The organism is Kytococcus schroeteri (assembly GCF_042433515.1).
Taxonomy (GTDB): domain Bacteria; phylum Actinomycetota; class Actinomycetes; order Actinomycetales; family Dermatophilaceae; genus Kytococcus; species Kytococcus schroeteri.
On record NZ_JBHLVH010000012.1, the window covers coordinates 13,465 to 27,566 of the forward strand.

At 70.5% G+C, this 14,102-nt stretch carries 16 protein-coding genes; 12 read left to right on the forward strand and 4 right to left on the reverse strand.

Features of this window, described 5'->3' with window-relative positions; all coding sequences use genetic code 11:
* The first annotated feature begins 277 nt into the window (after nt 1–277).
* The 3 genes from ACFFHC_RS05260 (at nt 278) to ACFFHC_RS05270 (ending at nt 2,223) form a co-directional block, all read left to right on the forward strand.
* Nucleotides 278–565 carry a hypothetical protein gene (locus ACFFHC_RS05260; protein WP_181443134.1) on the forward strand — a complete coding sequence of 96 codons (288 nt, stop codon included), beginning with the start codon at nt 278–280 and terminating at the stop codon, nt 563–565.
* Nucleotides 566–578: 13 nt separating this feature from the next.
* Nucleotides 579–1,829, forward strand: coding sequence for an imidazolonepropionase (gene hutI, locus ACFFHC_RS05265; protein WP_070703386.1), 1,251 nt, complete (start codon nt 579–581; stop codon nt 1,827–1,829).
* A gap of 112 nt (nt 1,830–1,941) precedes the next feature.
* Nucleotides 1,942–2,223: a hypothetical protein gene (locus ACFFHC_RS05270; RefSeq protein WP_070703379.1), complete on the forward strand. Its 282-nt coding sequence runs from the start codon at nt 1,942–1,944 to the stop codon at nt 2,221–2,223.
* 206 nt (nt 2,224–2,429) lie between these two features.
* Here ACFFHC_RS05270 and ACFFHC_RS05275 read toward each other — a convergent pair whose 3' ends face one another.
* On the reverse strand, nt 2,430–3,461 hold the full coding sequence (locus tag ACFFHC_RS05275) for a hypothetical protein (protein WP_070703378.1): 1,032 nt from the start codon (nt 3,459–3,461) through the stop codon (nt 2,430–2,432).
* 98 nt (nt 3,462–3,559) lie between these two features.
* Here ACFFHC_RS05275 and ACFFHC_RS05280 point away from each other — a divergent pair, with 98 nt between their 5' ends.
* On the forward strand, nt 3,560–4,777 hold the full coding sequence (locus tag ACFFHC_RS05280) for a hypothetical protein (RefSeq protein ID WP_070703377.1): 1,218 nt from the start codon (nt 3,560–3,562) through the stop codon (nt 4,775–4,777).
* Between the two features lies 1 nt (nt 4,778).
* On the opposite strand, the gene ACFFHC_RS05285 is transcribed toward ACFFHC_RS05280, so the two are convergent.
* Nucleotides 4,779–6,278 (reverse strand): DNA cytosine methyltransferase, encoded by a 1,500-nt coding sequence (locus tag ACFFHC_RS05285; RefSeq protein ID WP_070703376.1) that lies wholly within the window; start codon nt 6,276–6,278, stop codon nt 4,779–4,781.
* A 108-nt stretch (nt 6,279–6,386) separates the two neighbouring features.
* Between ACFFHC_RS05285 and ACFFHC_RS05290 the strand changes: the two genes are divergently transcribed.
* Genes ACFFHC_RS05290 through ACFFHC_RS05300 form a run of 3 tightly spaced genes read left to right on the forward strand, consistent with a single transcriptional unit; the run spans nt 6,387 to nt 7,406 of the window.
* Nucleotides 6,387–6,674 (forward strand): hypothetical protein, encoded by a 288-nt coding sequence (locus ACFFHC_RS05290; protein ID WP_141494581.1) that lies wholly within the window; start codon nt 6,387–6,389, stop codon nt 6,672–6,674.
* A gap of 30 nt (nt 6,675–6,704) precedes the next feature.
* Nucleotides 6,705–6,965 carry a hypothetical protein gene (locus tag ACFFHC_RS05295; protein ID WP_070703374.1) on the forward strand — a complete coding sequence of 87 codons (261 nt, stop codon included), beginning with the start codon at nt 6,705–6,707 and terminating at the stop codon, nt 6,963–6,965.
* A gap of 45 nt (nt 6,966–7,010) precedes the next feature.
* The gene (locus tag ACFFHC_RS05300; RefSeq protein ID WP_070703373.1) at nt 7,011–7,406 is read left to right on the forward strand and encodes a hypothetical protein; all 396 of its coding nucleotides are present in this window, start codon (nt 7,011–7,013) and stop codon (nt 7,404–7,406) included.
* Between the two features lie 16 nt (nt 7,407–7,422).
* Here the strand turns inward: ACFFHC_RS05300 and ACFFHC_RS05305 are convergent, their stop codons facing one another.
* Nucleotides 7,423–7,764, reverse strand: a complete 342-nt coding sequence (locus ACFFHC_RS05305; protein WP_070703372.1) for a hypothetical protein — start codon at nt 7,762–7,764, stop codon at nt 7,423–7,425.
* 355 nt (nt 7,765–8,119) lie between these two features.
* Here ACFFHC_RS05305 and ACFFHC_RS05310 point away from each other — a divergent pair, with 355 nt between their 5' ends.
* Together ACFFHC_RS05310 and ACFFHC_RS05315 are read left to right on the forward strand one after the other, a co-directional pair.
* Nucleotides 8,120–9,094 (forward strand): hypothetical protein, encoded by a 975-nt coding sequence (locus ACFFHC_RS05310; RefSeq protein ID WP_379803598.1) that lies wholly within the window; start codon nt 8,120–8,122, stop codon nt 9,092–9,094.
* An 83-nt stretch (nt 9,095–9,177) separates the two neighbouring features.
* Nucleotides 9,178–10,377 (forward strand): M20 metallopeptidase family protein, encoded by a 1,200-nt coding sequence (locus ACFFHC_RS05315; protein ID WP_070703370.1) that lies wholly within the window; start codon nt 9,178–9,180, stop codon nt 10,375–10,377.
* A 24-nt stretch (nt 10,378–10,401) separates the two neighbouring features.
* On the opposite strand, the gene ACFFHC_RS05320 is transcribed toward ACFFHC_RS05315, so the two are convergent.
* Complete coding sequence (locus ACFFHC_RS05320; protein ID WP_180802238.1) at nt 10,402–11,424, reverse strand: C40 family peptidase; 1,023 nt, start codon at nt 11,422–11,424, stop codon at nt 10,402–10,404.
* Between the two features lie 182 nt (nt 11,425–11,606).
* Here ACFFHC_RS05320 and ACFFHC_RS05325 point away from each other — a divergent pair, with 182 nt between their 5' ends.
* The 3 genes from ACFFHC_RS05325 (at nt 11,607) to ACFFHC_RS05335 (ending at nt 14,004) form a co-directional block, all read left to right on the forward strand.
* Nucleotides 11,607–12,995: a sensor histidine kinase gene (locus ACFFHC_RS05325; protein WP_101849629.1), complete on the forward strand. Its 1,389-nt coding sequence runs from the start codon at nt 11,607–11,609 to the stop codon at nt 12,993–12,995.
* Complete coding sequence (locus ACFFHC_RS05330) at nt 12,992–13,723, forward strand: response regulator transcription factor (RefSeq protein ID WP_070703366.1); 732 nt, start codon at nt 12,992–12,994, stop codon at nt 13,721–13,723. The genes ACFFHC_RS05325 and ACFFHC_RS05330 overlap by 4 nt, the downstream gene beginning before the upstream one ends.
* A 65-nt stretch (nt 13,724–13,788) precedes the next feature.
* On the forward strand, nt 13,789–14,004 hold the full coding sequence (locus ACFFHC_RS05335) for a hypothetical protein (RefSeq protein ID WP_070703365.1): 216 nt from the start codon (nt 13,789–13,791) through the stop codon (nt 14,002–14,004).
* Nucleotides 14,005–14,102: the final 98 nt, after the last annotated feature.

Consider the following 14,102-nt stretch of genomic DNA (forward strand, 5'->3'; position numbering starts at 1 on the left):
GTGGATTCCTCGCGGTGGAGCGGTCGTTCATCCAGGTGTCGTAGGACAACACCCTGGGCGTCGAGGCCGCCGAGGACATCGCACGGGAGCACACCCGGGTGGACGCCGTCGTGCTGGTCACCGAGATGCCGCGCCACGCCGAGGGCACCCCGGTGGTGGCCGACGTGTTCGCCGAGCCGGACGTGTCGGTGGTGTCCCTGCCGTCGCTGGGGCTGGTCGGTCTGCGGCGGCACCTCACCACCGCGATCGTGGAGAGCGTGGTGGCCATGAAGGTGCCGTGGCGCACCGCCCGCAGCTCTCCAGCGTCCTGGCGGCCGCGGCGGCCACCGGGGCCTTCGGCATCTTCTACAGCTCCATCTGGCAGATGTCCGACGCGCTCTCGTGGTGGCGGCTCGTGGTCACGGGGGTGATTGCCGGTGCGCTGGGCTCGTCCTTCGACTCCAGCACGGACGTGCGCAGCATCACCCACGGCCAGCGGGAGCGTCAGCGCCGCGTCGAGGCCGGGCGCACCGGTGACCGCCACACGGAGGCCGCGGGCGGTGGCGAGCAGGTGTCCCGCGCCTGAGACGATGCCGGGCATGGGCATGCTCATCACCGACATCGCTGAACTGGTCACCAACGACCCCACCCACCCGGACAGCCTGGACGCGCTGGGCCGGGCCACCGGGGCGGACGCGATGCACGCCGGGCTCGGCGTCATCCGCGACGCCGCCGTGGTGGTCGGCTCGGATGCCGAGGGCGAGCCGTCCACCATCCAGTGGGTGGGGCGCGCCGCGGACGCGCCCCAGGCCGACTGGGCGGTGTCCGTGGAGGGCAGTGCTGTCATCCCCGGGTTCGTGGACTCCCACTCCCACCTGTGGTTCGCCGGCGACCGCTCGGCGGAGTTCGCCGCCCGCATGGCCGGCCAGGCCTACGACGGTGGCGGCATCGCCACCACCATCGAGGCCACGCGGGCCGCGCGCCCGGCGGACGTGGCCGAGCTGGTGCGCCGCCGCCTGGCGGAGATGCGCGCGCAGGGCACCACCACGGTGGAGGTCAAGACCGGCTACGGGCTCGACGTGGCGACCGAGGCCGAGGCCGCGCGCCGCCTGCGCGAGGTGACCGACGAGGTGACCTTCCTGGGCGCCCACGTGGTGCCGCCGGAGTACCGCGACGGCGAGGCCGGTTCGCGCGAGGACTACCTGGACCTGGTGTGCGGCGAGATGCTGCGCGAGGTGACGCCGCACGTGCGCTGGGTGGACGTGTTCTGCGAGCCCAACAGCCCGTACTCGTTCACCGGGGAGGAGTCGCGCCGCGTGCTGGAGGCCGGCCGCGATGCGGGGCTGGGCCTGCGCCTGCACGGCAACCAGCTGGGCGAGGGGCCTGGTGCGCAGCTGGCGGTGGAGTTCGGTGCGGCCGCGGTGGACCACTGCACGTACCTCTCCGACGCCGACGTGGAGGCCCTGGCCGGGTCCTGGGCCGATGGCGCGGACGGCACCGTGGCGGGGCTGCTTCCGGGTGTGGAGTTCAGCACCAAGCACCCGTACATCGACGCGCGGCGCCTCATCGACGCCGGGGCGAAGGTGGCGCTGGCCAGCGACTGCAACCCGGGCACGTGCTACTCGTCCTCGATGCCGTTCATGATCGCCATGGCGGTGCGCGAGATGGGCATGACTCCGGCCGAGGCACTGCAGGCAGCCACCGTGGGCGGGGCGCTCTCGCTGCGCCGCGAGGACGTGGGCGCCGTGCGCGTGGGCATGCAGGCCGACCTGGCGCGCATCGACGGGCCGAGCTGGCTGCACATCCCGTACCGCATGGGGGTGCCGGTGGTGCGCGCACTGGAGGTGTGAGGCGGCGGGGCGCAGCGTCATCGGCCCCCCTCAAGGGCGGCGCCGATGGCGCATCCTGCTGGGCGTCACTGTGTGGCTTACCTTCCGGCGGGTGTGGCTCCTTGCTGGACTCATGTCGGTTGCCGCCCTGGGGGCGGTCCTCTTCTCGGTGATGCCGTGGGCCCAGTTGTCCTGCTCCTCCGCCGACGGTGGGGGTGGGTTCGCCTCGTCGGTCGCGGTCGAGAACGTCCTCAGCGGCCCGGCGCTGATCCAGATGTACCTGTTGCTCTCCGTCGTGGCCCGGCAGGTGCTCAACGCCCTCGAGGAGCGGCAGCAGCACGGCGCGACGCGTAAGTCGCTGGACGAGGTGGCAAGGCTGTCCCGCGAGCACGGGCTGTACACGGACGACGTCTGAGCCCGAAGGGCGTGACTTCACCGGCCACAAGTGGGCCGAGTTGGTCGAACTCGTCCGTGGGGACGTCACCCCTGACGAGAACCATGGGTGTGACTGGGCGTACGCCGGGCCGCAGTTGAGTGGGCCCCAGCATCACTTGCAGGCGATGCGGGTCCGCCGGTCGTCCCCAGGTGACCCGTCATGTGTGCCTCTCCATGCACCCTGGTCTACCCCTGCAGTGCGTAGACCAAGTCCTTGTAGTGGGGCTCGTCGGAGCGGTACCCCATTGTCCAGGATCCGGCCCACCTGCCGGTCGCTGCGGTGGAGACGATGTTGCGATGGCTTGAGATCGGCCAGCCCGGCGGGCACCAGCCCCTGCGGCCGGCTCGGCTTTCCTCGGGGATTGTCTGCCGATGGTGCTGACCGTAGTAGTCCCGGTACCGGTCGGGGAGGGCCAGACGCTGCCAGTCGTAGAAGTTGCAGATGCGATCCAGAATCCCTTGCATGGCACGGAGCATGTACTCCTTCTCGATGGGGGACTCTCGGACGTTCACCGGTAAGCGCGTTCCCCACTGGTGGGATTTCGACCAGTGCCCGCGATCGTGGCTGTGGCTCAGATGGCGCCGGGCTTCCTTCACGGCATCCTCTGCGTGGTGCGAGACGGCTTCCCTGCTCTCCTCCGACTCCAAGAGGGAGGACAACAAACTGCCGGGGAGCACGGAGGACCCCCATGCGCGCAGGTTCTCGTCGTACTTGAGCATCGACTCGAATCCGCCGTCGGGCATCCACGCCAGACCCTGACCGATCTCGGTGTCGAGCCGAGCGTCCGCGACGGGCTTGTCGAGCACCCACCACAGCCATTGGAAAGTCCCGAACGGGTACTTGGAGTAGTAGGAGCCGTCGGTCGTGATGCCTCGGAGAACGCTGGGGTTCACGCTGGTGGCGAGCGTGGGGATGTCGCCCTGGGCCGGAGCGTGGGGGATGACGTGGTTGCTGATGCTGAGCGTTCCCGGCCACGTCATGTCGAGGTCGACCCAGGCGATGGCCGAGAGATCCAATGGCGTCTCGATGTCAGCGGACAGCCACAGAGTGTGCGTGTCGTAAAAACCGACAACTGGCCACCCCCACGTCTCGTGGCAGAGTGCCGCGGTGAGGAGGCCATCGATGTCGGTGTCGATGATCTGTCCCTCGATCCCCTGGCTCCACTGCAGGCGCTCCTGCGCGACATGTCGGAGTCCTTCGCCTGCTAGCCCGTGCATGGGGTGAGCGTAGGCGCATGCTGCGGGTGGGGGCCATACCATCCCAAGTGCAGGCCGACCCTGGGGAGCTTGTCGGACACGTGAGGTAGACAATCCCTATGGGTTCGATTCCGGTAGATCAGATCCTCCCCAGCGGTGAGCGGGTGCTCGCGCCGGACACCACCCTGTCCGAGAGTGCGAAAAACCGGCTCCTGCTCGACGCGCTCCCCGGCGCCGAAGCCGCGGTGTACGCGGGGGACCGGGTCGTGCGATTCCGCGACCAGGTCCTGCTCAAGAAGCAGATCACGCACCTCGGGCGGCCGTGGCCGGAGTTCAAGAAGCGCATCCAGATCCCTCCGCGGTGGCTGGACGTTGCTGCCCAGGCGGCCTCGGAGGGGCTGACGGTGAGGTTCGTGGGCATCTACAACTACGGGGACGTCACCGTCTTCGTGGACTTCGAGCCTGAGAAATACCTGCTGCGGGCTGCCAACAACTCCGCGGCGCACCTTGCCACCAACGACCTCTTTCAGGCGCAGACCGAGGGCGTCTTCACGCGGGAGGACAGCAACGGAAACCGGCTGACGAGCGTGCGTGCCGACCTCTTCCTAGACTACCTCACCGGCGGTGTAGACGAGCAGGACCCGCGGATCGAGGTCTTCGAGCGGTTCAACGGTGAGTTGCTGACGGGGCGCCGGATGGAAGCACTGGACGCCATTCGCGAGATGCATGCCGACCGTTGGCCCGACACCTTCCAAGGGGAGTGGCCCGGATTCTACCTCGAGTACCGATTCGACCAGTTCATCCGGGCGACGGGTCTTGCCCACCGGGTGGCTTTCCAGAAGATGAAGACCAAGGGGGAGTTCGATTTCGATCTGGTGTTCCCAGCCTCAGACCAGATCGACTTCTACGGGGACCTCAAGGCCTCCAACATCACGTCCAGGGAGGCGCCGGGCAATGACATGGCAGATCTCCTGCGATGCATTCAGGAGTACGGACGGTTCTGGTACGTGCTGTACGAGCACGAGACGTGGCACGCCAAAAACCGTCAGAATCTCGCCACGATCGAGTGGAACGAGTGGAAGCGTTCAGTGGGCAAGGTGGCGCCGAAGGGATACGACAAGTTGTCCTACGCCGGTCGCTTCAAGGAGGCAGTCCGGTTCCAGCGCATGCACGTGCTCGAACTCAACGAGGCCAACCTCAACGTCGTCCTCGGGGAGTTCCACCAGGGCTGTCAGCCTGATGGGTCGACCCGGGCGATGAAGTGCATGATCCGGAAGCGGAACATCGACAACTTCCGGATCTTCCATGGGGAGGCGCCTGAGCCCACCGGTGTCTGACTCAGCCGGCGAGATCGAGTTGCTGTGCAGCGGGCTCGTGCTGGGCGAGAACCCCGGTGGGGCTCAGCGGCGCTCGGCGGACCGCCTCGACCACGGCGGTCCCGCCCGGCGTAGTGCGGAGCAGTTCCTCGTCGCGCTTCACGTGCTCGCGCAGCACGTGCCACACCGCGCCGACATTCACGCCGTTGCCCATCTGCTTGTACGTGGCAGAGGACGGCTGGTTGAGGAACGTGAACGAGTCGGGGAGACCCTGCAGGCGAGCTGTCTCCCGCGGTGAGAGGCGCCGCCGGCGCGGCCCCACGATCGACGTCTGCGTGATGGCGACCAGGGCCGGCAGGTACGTGGGCTTCTTCGCGCGGATGCCTGAGGGGCGCATGTGCATGACGGTGTCCCACAACCGAGGGGTGTCCTGGGCCTGCCACTCCAGCTTGCGGCGCGAGGCGGGGAAGTCATCCGTATAGATCCCGTACTCGTGAGCCCACGGGATGATCACGCGGAAGTGGTTCTGCAGCATCTCGTAGTTGCGTCGCAGATGGGACTGCTTCCATGCCGGCAGCTCGCGGTCGATGTGCGGCGTCGTCAGGGAGTCCGGCACCTCGATGTGAGAACGCTTCCACGGGATGGCGCGCATCTCGCGAAAGTCCATCCACGAGTCCGCCCAGATGGGGTGGCCCGGGAGCCGCTGGCCGCGCATGTCCTTGCGCATGCGGACGACGAACTCGTCCCATGCGTCGATCCACCGGCGTTCGGCCTCGGTGAGGTTGCATCCGGGGACGTTGTGCGTGTCGTCGAGCAGGTCCTCGAGGTGCCATCCTTCGGTGAGGGACTTCGGGTTGAAGAGTTCTCCCACGTCCGCGCCCTCCCAGACCGTCGACAGGGACGGGGCCTGAGGAAAGCGATCCTTCATCGTGGTCACCGGTGCGGGGCCGCCGTCCAGTGCGTCGTGCCGAACCTGGTCAGGGGCGTAGGTCGCGGTGATGAACACGCGCTCGCGCACCTGGGGTGATCCGCCCATCTCCGGCGGAAGCAGGTGCGGGGAGAACACGGCCGGCTCCTCCGAGACGTGATACCCCTCCTCCCGCAGGGTCTCGATGATGACGGCCCACTCGTGCCGGTGACGGGGGCCGATCAAGTTGCGCACGTTCTCCAGCAGTACGACAGCAGGGTGGTGGGCCTTGATCACCGAGGCGATGTTGAAGAAGAGGGTCCCTCGCGCCTCATCCATGCCGCGTTGGGCACCCGACTTGGAGAACGGCTGGCAGGGGAAGCCTGCACAGAGCACGTCGTGTGCGGGGACGTTCATGATGCCCCGGTCGTCGTCAGCGTCCTGGGTGATGTCCCCCAGGGCGGCGTGCCCCCAGTTGGCCTCGTAGACCGCCGCTGCCTGCTTGTCGATCTCCACCGCGTACACGCACTCGCCGCCCATCGCCTTGAGGGCGGCGTGGAACCCGCCGATGCCTGCAAACAGGTCGACGAAGCGGAAAGGGGGGGAGTGGTGCATGCTGCACATCGTACCAGCCGAGCTGAGCTGGTGTACTAATGTGTGTGGGTGGCGGAGGGGCAGTCTTGGGTGAGTGATAGCACTGCGATCTCGAAGGAGGAGGAGACCTTGTCCCCGATCAACCACTTCCAGCTCGTGTTCGATCGCGGAGCAAACCGCCTCCGCGAGGTCACCGAGTTCCGGGGTGACCTCGGCGCGGCGATCGAGGCCTACGCCACGGCGGAGGACCGCCACCGGGCCAACGATCGCATCGACATCGTCCTGGTCGGGGCGGGCTCGTTGGAGTCAGTTCGTGTCACCCACTCGACCTACTTCGAGCAACCAGAGAGCGACGCCTTCGCCGTCCGCGCTGCGAGCCTCGCCCGGTTCTCGTGCGAAGATCACCCGACCACGTGACCCAACCCGCACACCGCCCCAGGAGGGACCGTGACCCGGCCCGCACTCGGCCGCCGTTCGGTGTGGCGCCTGCCGTGGCGCATGCGCACGGGCACGTGGATGGCCGACTGCATGGACCTCGCCGGAGGCGCCCCGACCGGATCGGACCCGATCAGCGGCACCCTCGGCTGCCTCATGCTGCTCCCGGCGGCGCTGCTGTTCCCCTTCTGGCTGGTGGAGTTCGTCCTCGAGCTGGTGCTGTGGCCGTTCGTCGTGGCTGGCCGTGCCGTGCAGCGTCTGTGGGCCGGTTGAGACACTGACGCCGTCCAGCCGCACCCAGACCCGCCCAGGAGTTCTGTGAACGCCCTCGCCACCGCCGTCGTCCTGCTCGCGCTCGCCGCCCTCATCGCCCACGGGGTGTCGCTCGTGGTCGGCCCGGGGCGGGCGGACCGCCGTCGCGAGCTGGAGGAGCTGGGCGTGGTGCCTTTCGTGGCGCTGTGGGGGTTCAGCGCCTTGCTGCTGATCGTGGTCCGCAGCCTCCACGGCGATGCCGGACTCGCCCACCTGCTCACCACCACCGGTGTCTGGACGAGCGCGCTGGGTGTGGCGTTCGCGCTGGCCGGAGGTGCGTTCGCCGCCACCCGCTGGCTGCTGGGCAGGGGGCCGGACCGCCCGTCCTGGAACATGCCGGTCGCCAGCATCTCGGCCGGCGCCGCGGTCGCACTGGTGGGCATGAGCACCTTGCCGCTCTGACAGGCTGGTCGGCCCCTCAGGCAGTCGACCCGACGGCTTCCTCGTGATGGGATCGGTCACCACTCCTGACGCTGTTGACGATCTCCACGGCTCCCAGTGCCAGCGCGAGGAACGGCCACGCGTCCAGCGCGTCACCGCGGAGGGCCCAGACGAACCCGGCCGTAACGGAGGCGCCGGCCACGAGCCACCCCAGAACCCGCTGCGGTGCACCGGCCAGCCACATGGTGACGACCAAGAAGGCGGCGAGTATGCAAAGGGTGGTCACGTACGCCGTGCCAGCGGAGGCCAAGGCCCAACTCAGAGCACCGGTGGCGGCAACGATCGCCAGCGTCCAGACGGACTTGTAGGTCGCAGACATCCTCACTCCTCGGGCGGTCAGCCGATCGGGCTCGTTCGACGCCGGCACGCCGAACCGTGGACGAGATGTGTTGTGTGCACGGGTTCCCCTCATGAATCGATGGCGCAGGGCCTTTCTTGCGTGAGTGTCCCCACCGTCTCGCTCGCTGGGGTCGGAGGAAACCCGAGCGAGCGAATCTTGACGAAGTGTTGAAGGACGCCCCCCGCCGTCGGCCGGCGCCGCGGCCGCCCTGGTGGGGATGAGCACCCTGCCGCTCTGAGGTGTGCGCCGGCATGTGGATGCCGTGACGCGGGAAGTCGGTGGTGATGTGCATCATGGCCGGGAGACTGCGAACTGAGGATACGAGGAGAGCGCGATGGGGCGCGGCGGTACCACCTTTCTGTTCCTGAGCGGCGCGCTGCGGCACGCTGAGAGCCAGCAGGCCATGCGGGGTCTGCACGCGGAACTCGACGCACTGCGTGCCGACCAGGCGGTGAACCAGCATCAGGCTGCCCAGCTGGCCCATGAACAGCTGCTCGAGGCTCAACGGCAAAGTGATCTGCAGGCCCGTGCGAACTTTGCCCACTGGAGGCAGACCCCGGACGGTCAGCACTATCTCGCCTGGCAGGACGCTGCCCTGCCCCTGTTGGACGTCGCTCGCGAGCGTGATGCCTTCGTGCGTGGGCGGGTTGTCAGTGCATGGGCGGAGGAGGAGCGAACCAAACCGGTCAGGCCGCCGGAGCACTACGTGCACGGCACGCCTCAGGGGCCACGCGTCCCACGTCTGTGGATCCCGGCCTTGGTGTGCCTTGTCCTGTGGATCGTCTGCATCGCAGCGGCCGCGCCGTACATCGCCAACGACGAGCAGGAGCTCACCCCGCTGACGTGGGCCCTCTCGTTGGGTGTTCTTTTCCTGCCGGGCATCGCGATCCTGCTCGCCGCGATCTGGGGGATCATGTTGTTGGTCAGCGCCCGGGAGATGCAGGCACACCGCCGGTACAAGCGGCAGGCTGTTGCGTGGAACGCCTGGAGGTCCGCGGCTCACGAGCGGATCGGTGCGTGGACGGACACCCCACCCCAGTGGACGGCAGACGCGACCCGGGGCGATGCCTACCTTGCCCGGGTGAACCAACTGGTCGACTCGGCCGCCGAGCTCCTGCCCCCGCCGGAGTCCCTGCCGGACCTGTACCTGCCCGAGATCGGGGAGCGGTACGTCGCTGGCACGGTGGCACACCAAGCTGTCCTTGACCTGGCGGCGCTCGCCGAGAAGCAGCGTGCGACCACCCGCGAGGCGTTGGACGAGATCGCGCGGTTGGGGCACGAGCACGGCGTGTACGAGGACGACGTCTGAGCACCCTGCCGCTCTGAGGCGCTTCACCGGGCCCGGCCCGCGCGCCCTGCCCGGTACCCCGCGCCCCACGTATCCTGCGCACCATGCCCGCCCTCCCCCTCGCCGACCTGGCCGCCCTCCGCGAGGCGTGGCTCACCAACCTCACCGCAGAGCTGCCCGCCGCCCGCAACCTCCGCGAGCGCATCCACGCCGCCCCGCACCTCTCCGGCGACGAGGAGGCCACGGCCCTGCTGCTGGAGGACGCCCTCGACCTGCGCATGGAGCGCATCGCCCAGACCGGCCGCATCGGCCGCATCGGACCCGCCGGCGGCCCCTCGGTCATGCTCCGCGCGGAGATGGACGCCCTGCCCGTCGAGGAGGCCACCGGCGCCCCCTACGCCTCCACCAACGGGGCCATGCACGCCTGCGGGCACGACGTGCACATGGCCGCCCTGGTGGCCTGCGTGCGCGCCGCCCGCGGCCTGGACCTGCCGGTGGGCCTGGTGCCGCTGCTGCAGCCCCGCGAGGAGGCCCCGCCGCACGGCGCCTACGACGTGGTGAGCAGCGGCGTCCTCGACGAGCACCAGGTGGGCGTCTCGGTGGGCGCCCACGTGCACGCTGCCGTGCCGTTGGGCAGCGTGTCCACCGGCGGGGGAGTGGTCAACGCCGCCGCCGACAGCTTCCACATCACGGTGCACGGGTCCGGCGGGCACGGCGCCTACCCGCACACCGGCAACGACGTGATGGCGGCCGTGGCCACCATCGCGCTGGGCCTGCAGGACGTGGTGCGCAAGGTGGTGAACCCCATGCGCCCCGTGGTGCTGACCGTCGGTCACCTCGAGGCCGGGCCGGACGCGGACAACGTATTGCCCGAGGACGGGCGCATCCGCGGCACGCTGCGCACCGTGGACGCCGACGACCGCGCCCGCGTGCAGGACGCGGTGCGCCTGCACGCCCTGCGCATCGCCGAGGCATTCGGGGTGCGCGCGGAGGTCTCGCACACCCGGGGGATGCCGGTGCTGGCCAACGACGAGCGGCTCGTTGGCTTCACCGACCGCTGGCTCATGGAGTCCGGCATCCGCGCCGCCGAGCCGATGCGCTCGATGGGGGCCGACGACTTCTCGTTCTTCACCGACCGCATGCCCGGGCTCATGGCCTTCGTGGGCACGCGCCCCCTCGACGGCGAGGGCGGCCCCGGCCTGCACGACGCGCGCTTCCTGCCGCCCGCCGAGGTGATCGGCACCATGGCGCGCACGCTGGTGGCCGGCTACCTCGGCGGTGTGCAGGTGCTGGCCGAGGGCTGAGGCGCGGGCGCGGAGCCCGGTGCCTCAGGCGAACACGCGGCTCACGGTGCCCAGACGGTGGAAGCCGTGCAGGCGGGCCGAGTCGCGGCGCACCTTCACCGAGTACATCGAGTCCACCACCTGGCCCCCGCCCAGGTAGACCGCCACGTGCTGGATGGCGCCCCGGGCGTCGGTGTACCAGACGAGGTCGCCCCGCGTGCGCTGCCGCAGCGGCACCCTGCGCAGTCGCGGGTTGGCGTAGAGGGTCCGCGTGGTGCGGGTGCCGGGGTGCTGGTGGGTGTGCACGGTCACGGGCAGCGGCTGCACGCCGGCCGCGTGCATGGCCTGCAGCACCAGTCCGGAGCAGTCGAAGCCGTACTTGTACGGCCCGGCGCCACCCCACGTGTAGTCGGCGCCGGACTGCTCGCGGGCGAACCGGATCATCGCCTCGATGCGGGGGGCCGGCCCGGCCTGCAGCCCCAGGCGCGGCTGCTGCTGCCAGCCGTCCAGACGGAAGCCCTCGGCGTTGAAGCCCAGGGCGCGCCAGGTGGCCGGGCCCACGAGGCCGTCCACCGCCAGCCCGCGGCGCCTCTGGAAGGTGCGCACCGCGGCCACCGCCTCGGGCGTCATGCGGTGCAGCAGCTCCGAGTGGGGCACGCGCAGGCGCTTCAGCAGCAGCTTGACGCGGGTGCCGCAGTAGCCCGGGCGGATGGTGGTGCCGCGCGGCGCCGCCGCGATGCGGGCGACCGGCTGCAGCAGGCCGGGGCCGTTGCCGCCGGTGGGGTCCGGGTAGATGCGGTCCAGCAGGGCGTCCAGCCGGCGCTTGGTGGCCGCCCCGGCGATGCCGTCGGCGGCCAGCCCCTGACGGCGCTGGAAGGCACGGACCGCCCGGGTGGTGCTGGCGCCGTACACGCCGTCGATGCGGATCGATGCCCCGCCGACCTTGTTGAGGGCCCACTGCAGGCGCGAGACGTAACCACCCCGTGAGCCGGGGCGGAGGGTGGACGGGCCCAGCCGGCTGACGTCCCAGGCCAGGGCGGGTGTGGTGAGCGTGGTGCCGCCGCCCACGACGGCCGCCCCGCAGCCGTCAGGAGCGTGCGTCGGGCAAGGTGCTGCATGGTGCTTTCCCTCAGGAGGGCGTGGTGCCGAGTGCGTCTCCCCACGATAGGCCGCCCGGTGGTGGTCCGGGTGCGTGACGCCCGACCGTGGGCGGACGATGGTGCCGTCCACGCCTCCCTACCCTCGACCCGATGCCTGACCAGACCCGCGCCCGCGCCGAGGACCTCGAGCTCCTCCGCTGGGCCTACACGCTCACCGACTCCACGCGGCGGCACCCCGTGCTCGCCGACGCGGTGCTCGGCGTGGCCGTGGTCACCGTCTTCACCCTGGCCACCGCCTGGACCCTGCCGTGGTGGGCCCTGCTGTGGTCGGCCGCCTACCTGGGGGCCTACCTGCTGCGCTCGGCGGGGCTGCCGCTCATGCTCGCGGCGCTGTCCGTGCTGGGCGTGGCCCAGGTGGCGTTCACCGACATCGTGGTGCCGGGCAACTTCCTCGTGCCGCTGGCGGTCTACCAGGCCACCAGCCGGGGCCGGCGCCGGGTGCGGGTGGTCACTCTGGTGCTCCTGCTGCTGGCCGCCCTGCTGGCCGGCATCGACTTCGCCCCCACCGGCGTGGCCGCCGTCGCAATGGTGGTGATCTACGCCATCGGGCTGTTCCTGCCGTGGCTGCTGGGCGACCTGGTGCGTCACCGCCGCGGGCTGCTGGCCCGGGAGTCCGCCCAGCGCGAGGCCCTGGCCCGCGACCGCGAGCAGCGCGCCCAGCTGGCCGTCACCTCCGAGCGGGCCGCCATCGCCCGCGAGATGCACGACATCATCGCCCACTCGCTCTCGGTGGTGATCGTCCAGGCCGACGGCGGCCGGTACGCCGCTCAGGCCGGGCAGCTCGAGGGGGCGCAGACCGCGCTCGACCAGATCGCCACCACCGCCCGTGAGGCCCTCGGGGAGACTCGCCGCCTGGTGGGTGTGCTGCGCGACCCCGCCAGCGGTGCCGAGTACACCCCCGGCCAGGGTCTGGGGGACCTGCCGGCCCTCATCGGGCGGCTGGAGGACTCGCACCTGCCCGTGCAGGCCATCCTCGACCCCACCCTCGCCGAGGCGATGGGCCTGGAGCCCGAGGGCGGCGTGCCCCAGACGGAGGTCAGCACATCGCTCTCGGCGGCCGCCTACCGGGTGGTGCAGGAGGCCACCACCAACGTCATCAAGCATGCCGGCGCCATCACCGTGCTGCGCATCCGGGTGCGGGTGGAGGGCACCGACCTCACCGTGAGCGTGGCCGACGACGGCGAGGGCCCGACCGCCCGCGACGCCGGGGGAGGGCACGGCATCCTCGGCATGCACGAGCGCGTGGCCGCCCTGGGGGGCGAGCTGCTCACCGGCATGCGCAGCGGCGGCGGGTTCCTGGTGCGGGCCCGGTTCCCGCTGGATCCTGGGGCCGTGCGCCGCCGTCGCAGCAGGCAGACTGACTACGTCCCCGACACGGTGGAGGAGGAGATGGCCATGGCCGTCACCGACCCCCACCACACCGACCCACCCGCCCCGGGCGCGTCCCCCGCCCCCGAGCACACCCTGGAGACCCCATGACCTCGCGCATCTTCCTCGTGGACGACCAGTCCCTCGTGCGTGCCGGCTTCCGCATGGTGCTGGACGCCCAGCCGGACATGACCGTCGTCGGCGAGGCCCCCGACGGGCAGTCGGCCGTGGACCAGCTCAAGACCATCGCCGCCGACGTGGTGCTGATGGACATCCGCATGCCCCGCATGGACGGCATCGAGGCCACGCGGGTGCTGCTGGGCCGCGACAAGCACCCCGCCGACGCCGACCCCAAGGTCGTGGTGCTCACCACCTTCGACATGGACGAGTACGCCTACGCCGCTCTGGAGGCCGGCGCGTCCGGCTTCCTGCTCAAGGACGCCGGCCCCGAGGAGCTGCTCACCGCCATCCGTGCCGTGGCCTCCGGTGACGCCGTCGTGGCGCCCTCCACCACGCGCCGCCTGCTGGAGCGCTTCGTGCCCACCCTGAGCGCCGAGGCCGAGGAGGTGGCCAGCCCCGCCGAGCAGCAGGAGTACCTGCGCGAGGTGCTCACCGAGCGCGAGTTCGAGGTGTTCGAGCTGGTGGCCGCGGGCCTGAGCAACACGGAGATCGCCAAGGAGCTCTTCGTGGCCGAGGCCACCATCAAGACCCACATCGGCCGCCTGCTGTTCAAGCTGGGCTGCCGCGACCGCGTGCAGCTGGTCATCACCGCCTACGAGGCCGGCATCGTGGGCCCGCCCGGCGGCACCCGCCCGGCTCCGGGCACCCCCGGCGCCTGAGCCTCCTCGCGTACGGTGGGGGCGCCCGGCGGCACGGTCGGGCCCCCTACCGAGAGCGAGTCACCATGCAGTCCGTCATCTCCTGGGTCGTCAGCATCGTGCTGGCGGTCCTCGTCTTCACAGGGCTCCGCTACGCCCTCATCGAGTGGTTCGGGATGAGCCCCGAGGTGGCCCGCTGGGTCTCCCTCGTGCTGGGCCTGGTCATCCTCATCCCGGGCCGTCAGGCGCTGCGATCGATGACGACGCGCGGCGACGACCGTCCGGCGGCACCCCGCCGCTGAGGAAACCCTCCCCCCTGGGGATGACGGAGCCGCCGGCAGGGCGCGGGCGGCCCTGCCGGCGACGGACTTCCCGCCCGATGCGGCCCTCGTAGCCTCGT

Coding starts and splice junctions, on each gene's coding strand:
- hutI (WP_070703386.1), top strand. CDS start 579: ATGGGCATGCTCATCACCGACATCGCTGAACTGGTCACCAACGACCCC.
- ACFFHC_RS05270 (WP_070703379.1), top strand. CDS start 1,942: ATGTCGGTTGCCGCCCTGGGGGCGGTCCTCTTCTCGGTGATGCCGTGG.
- ACFFHC_RS05275 (WP_070703378.1), bottom strand. CDS start 3,461: ATGCACGGGCTAGCAGGCGAAGGACTCCGACATGTCGCGCAGGAGCGC.
- ACFFHC_RS05280 (WP_070703377.1), top strand. CDS start 3,560: ATGGGTTCGATTCCGGTAGATCAGATCCTCCCCAGCGGTGAGCGGGTG.
- ACFFHC_RS05285 (WP_070703376.1), bottom strand. CDS start 6,278: ATGCACCACTCCCCCCCTTTCCGCTTCGTCGACCTGTTTGCAGGCATC.
- ACFFHC_RS05305 (WP_070703372.1), bottom strand. CDS start 7,764: ATGTCTGCGACCTACAAGTCCGTCTGGACGCTGGCGATCGTTGCCGCC.
- ACFFHC_RS05310 (WP_379803598.1), top strand. CDS start 8,120: ATGGGGCGCGGCGGTACCACCTTTCTGTTCCTGAGCGGCGCGCTGCGG.
- ACFFHC_RS05315 (WP_070703370.1), top strand. CDS start 9,178: ATGCCCGCCCTCCCCCTCGCCGACCTGGCCGCCCTCCGCGAGGCGTGG.
- ACFFHC_RS05325 (WP_101849629.1), top strand. CDS start 11,607: ATGCCTGACCAGACCCGCGCCCGCGCCGAGGACCTCGAGCTCCTCCGC.
- ACFFHC_RS05330 (WP_070703366.1), top strand. CDS start 12,992: ATGACCTCGCGCATCTTCCTCGTGGACGACCAGTCCCTCGTGCGTGCC.
- ACFFHC_RS05335 (WP_070703365.1), top strand. CDS start 13,789: ATGCAGTCCGTCATCTCCTGGGTCGTCAGCATCGTGCTGGCGGTCCTC.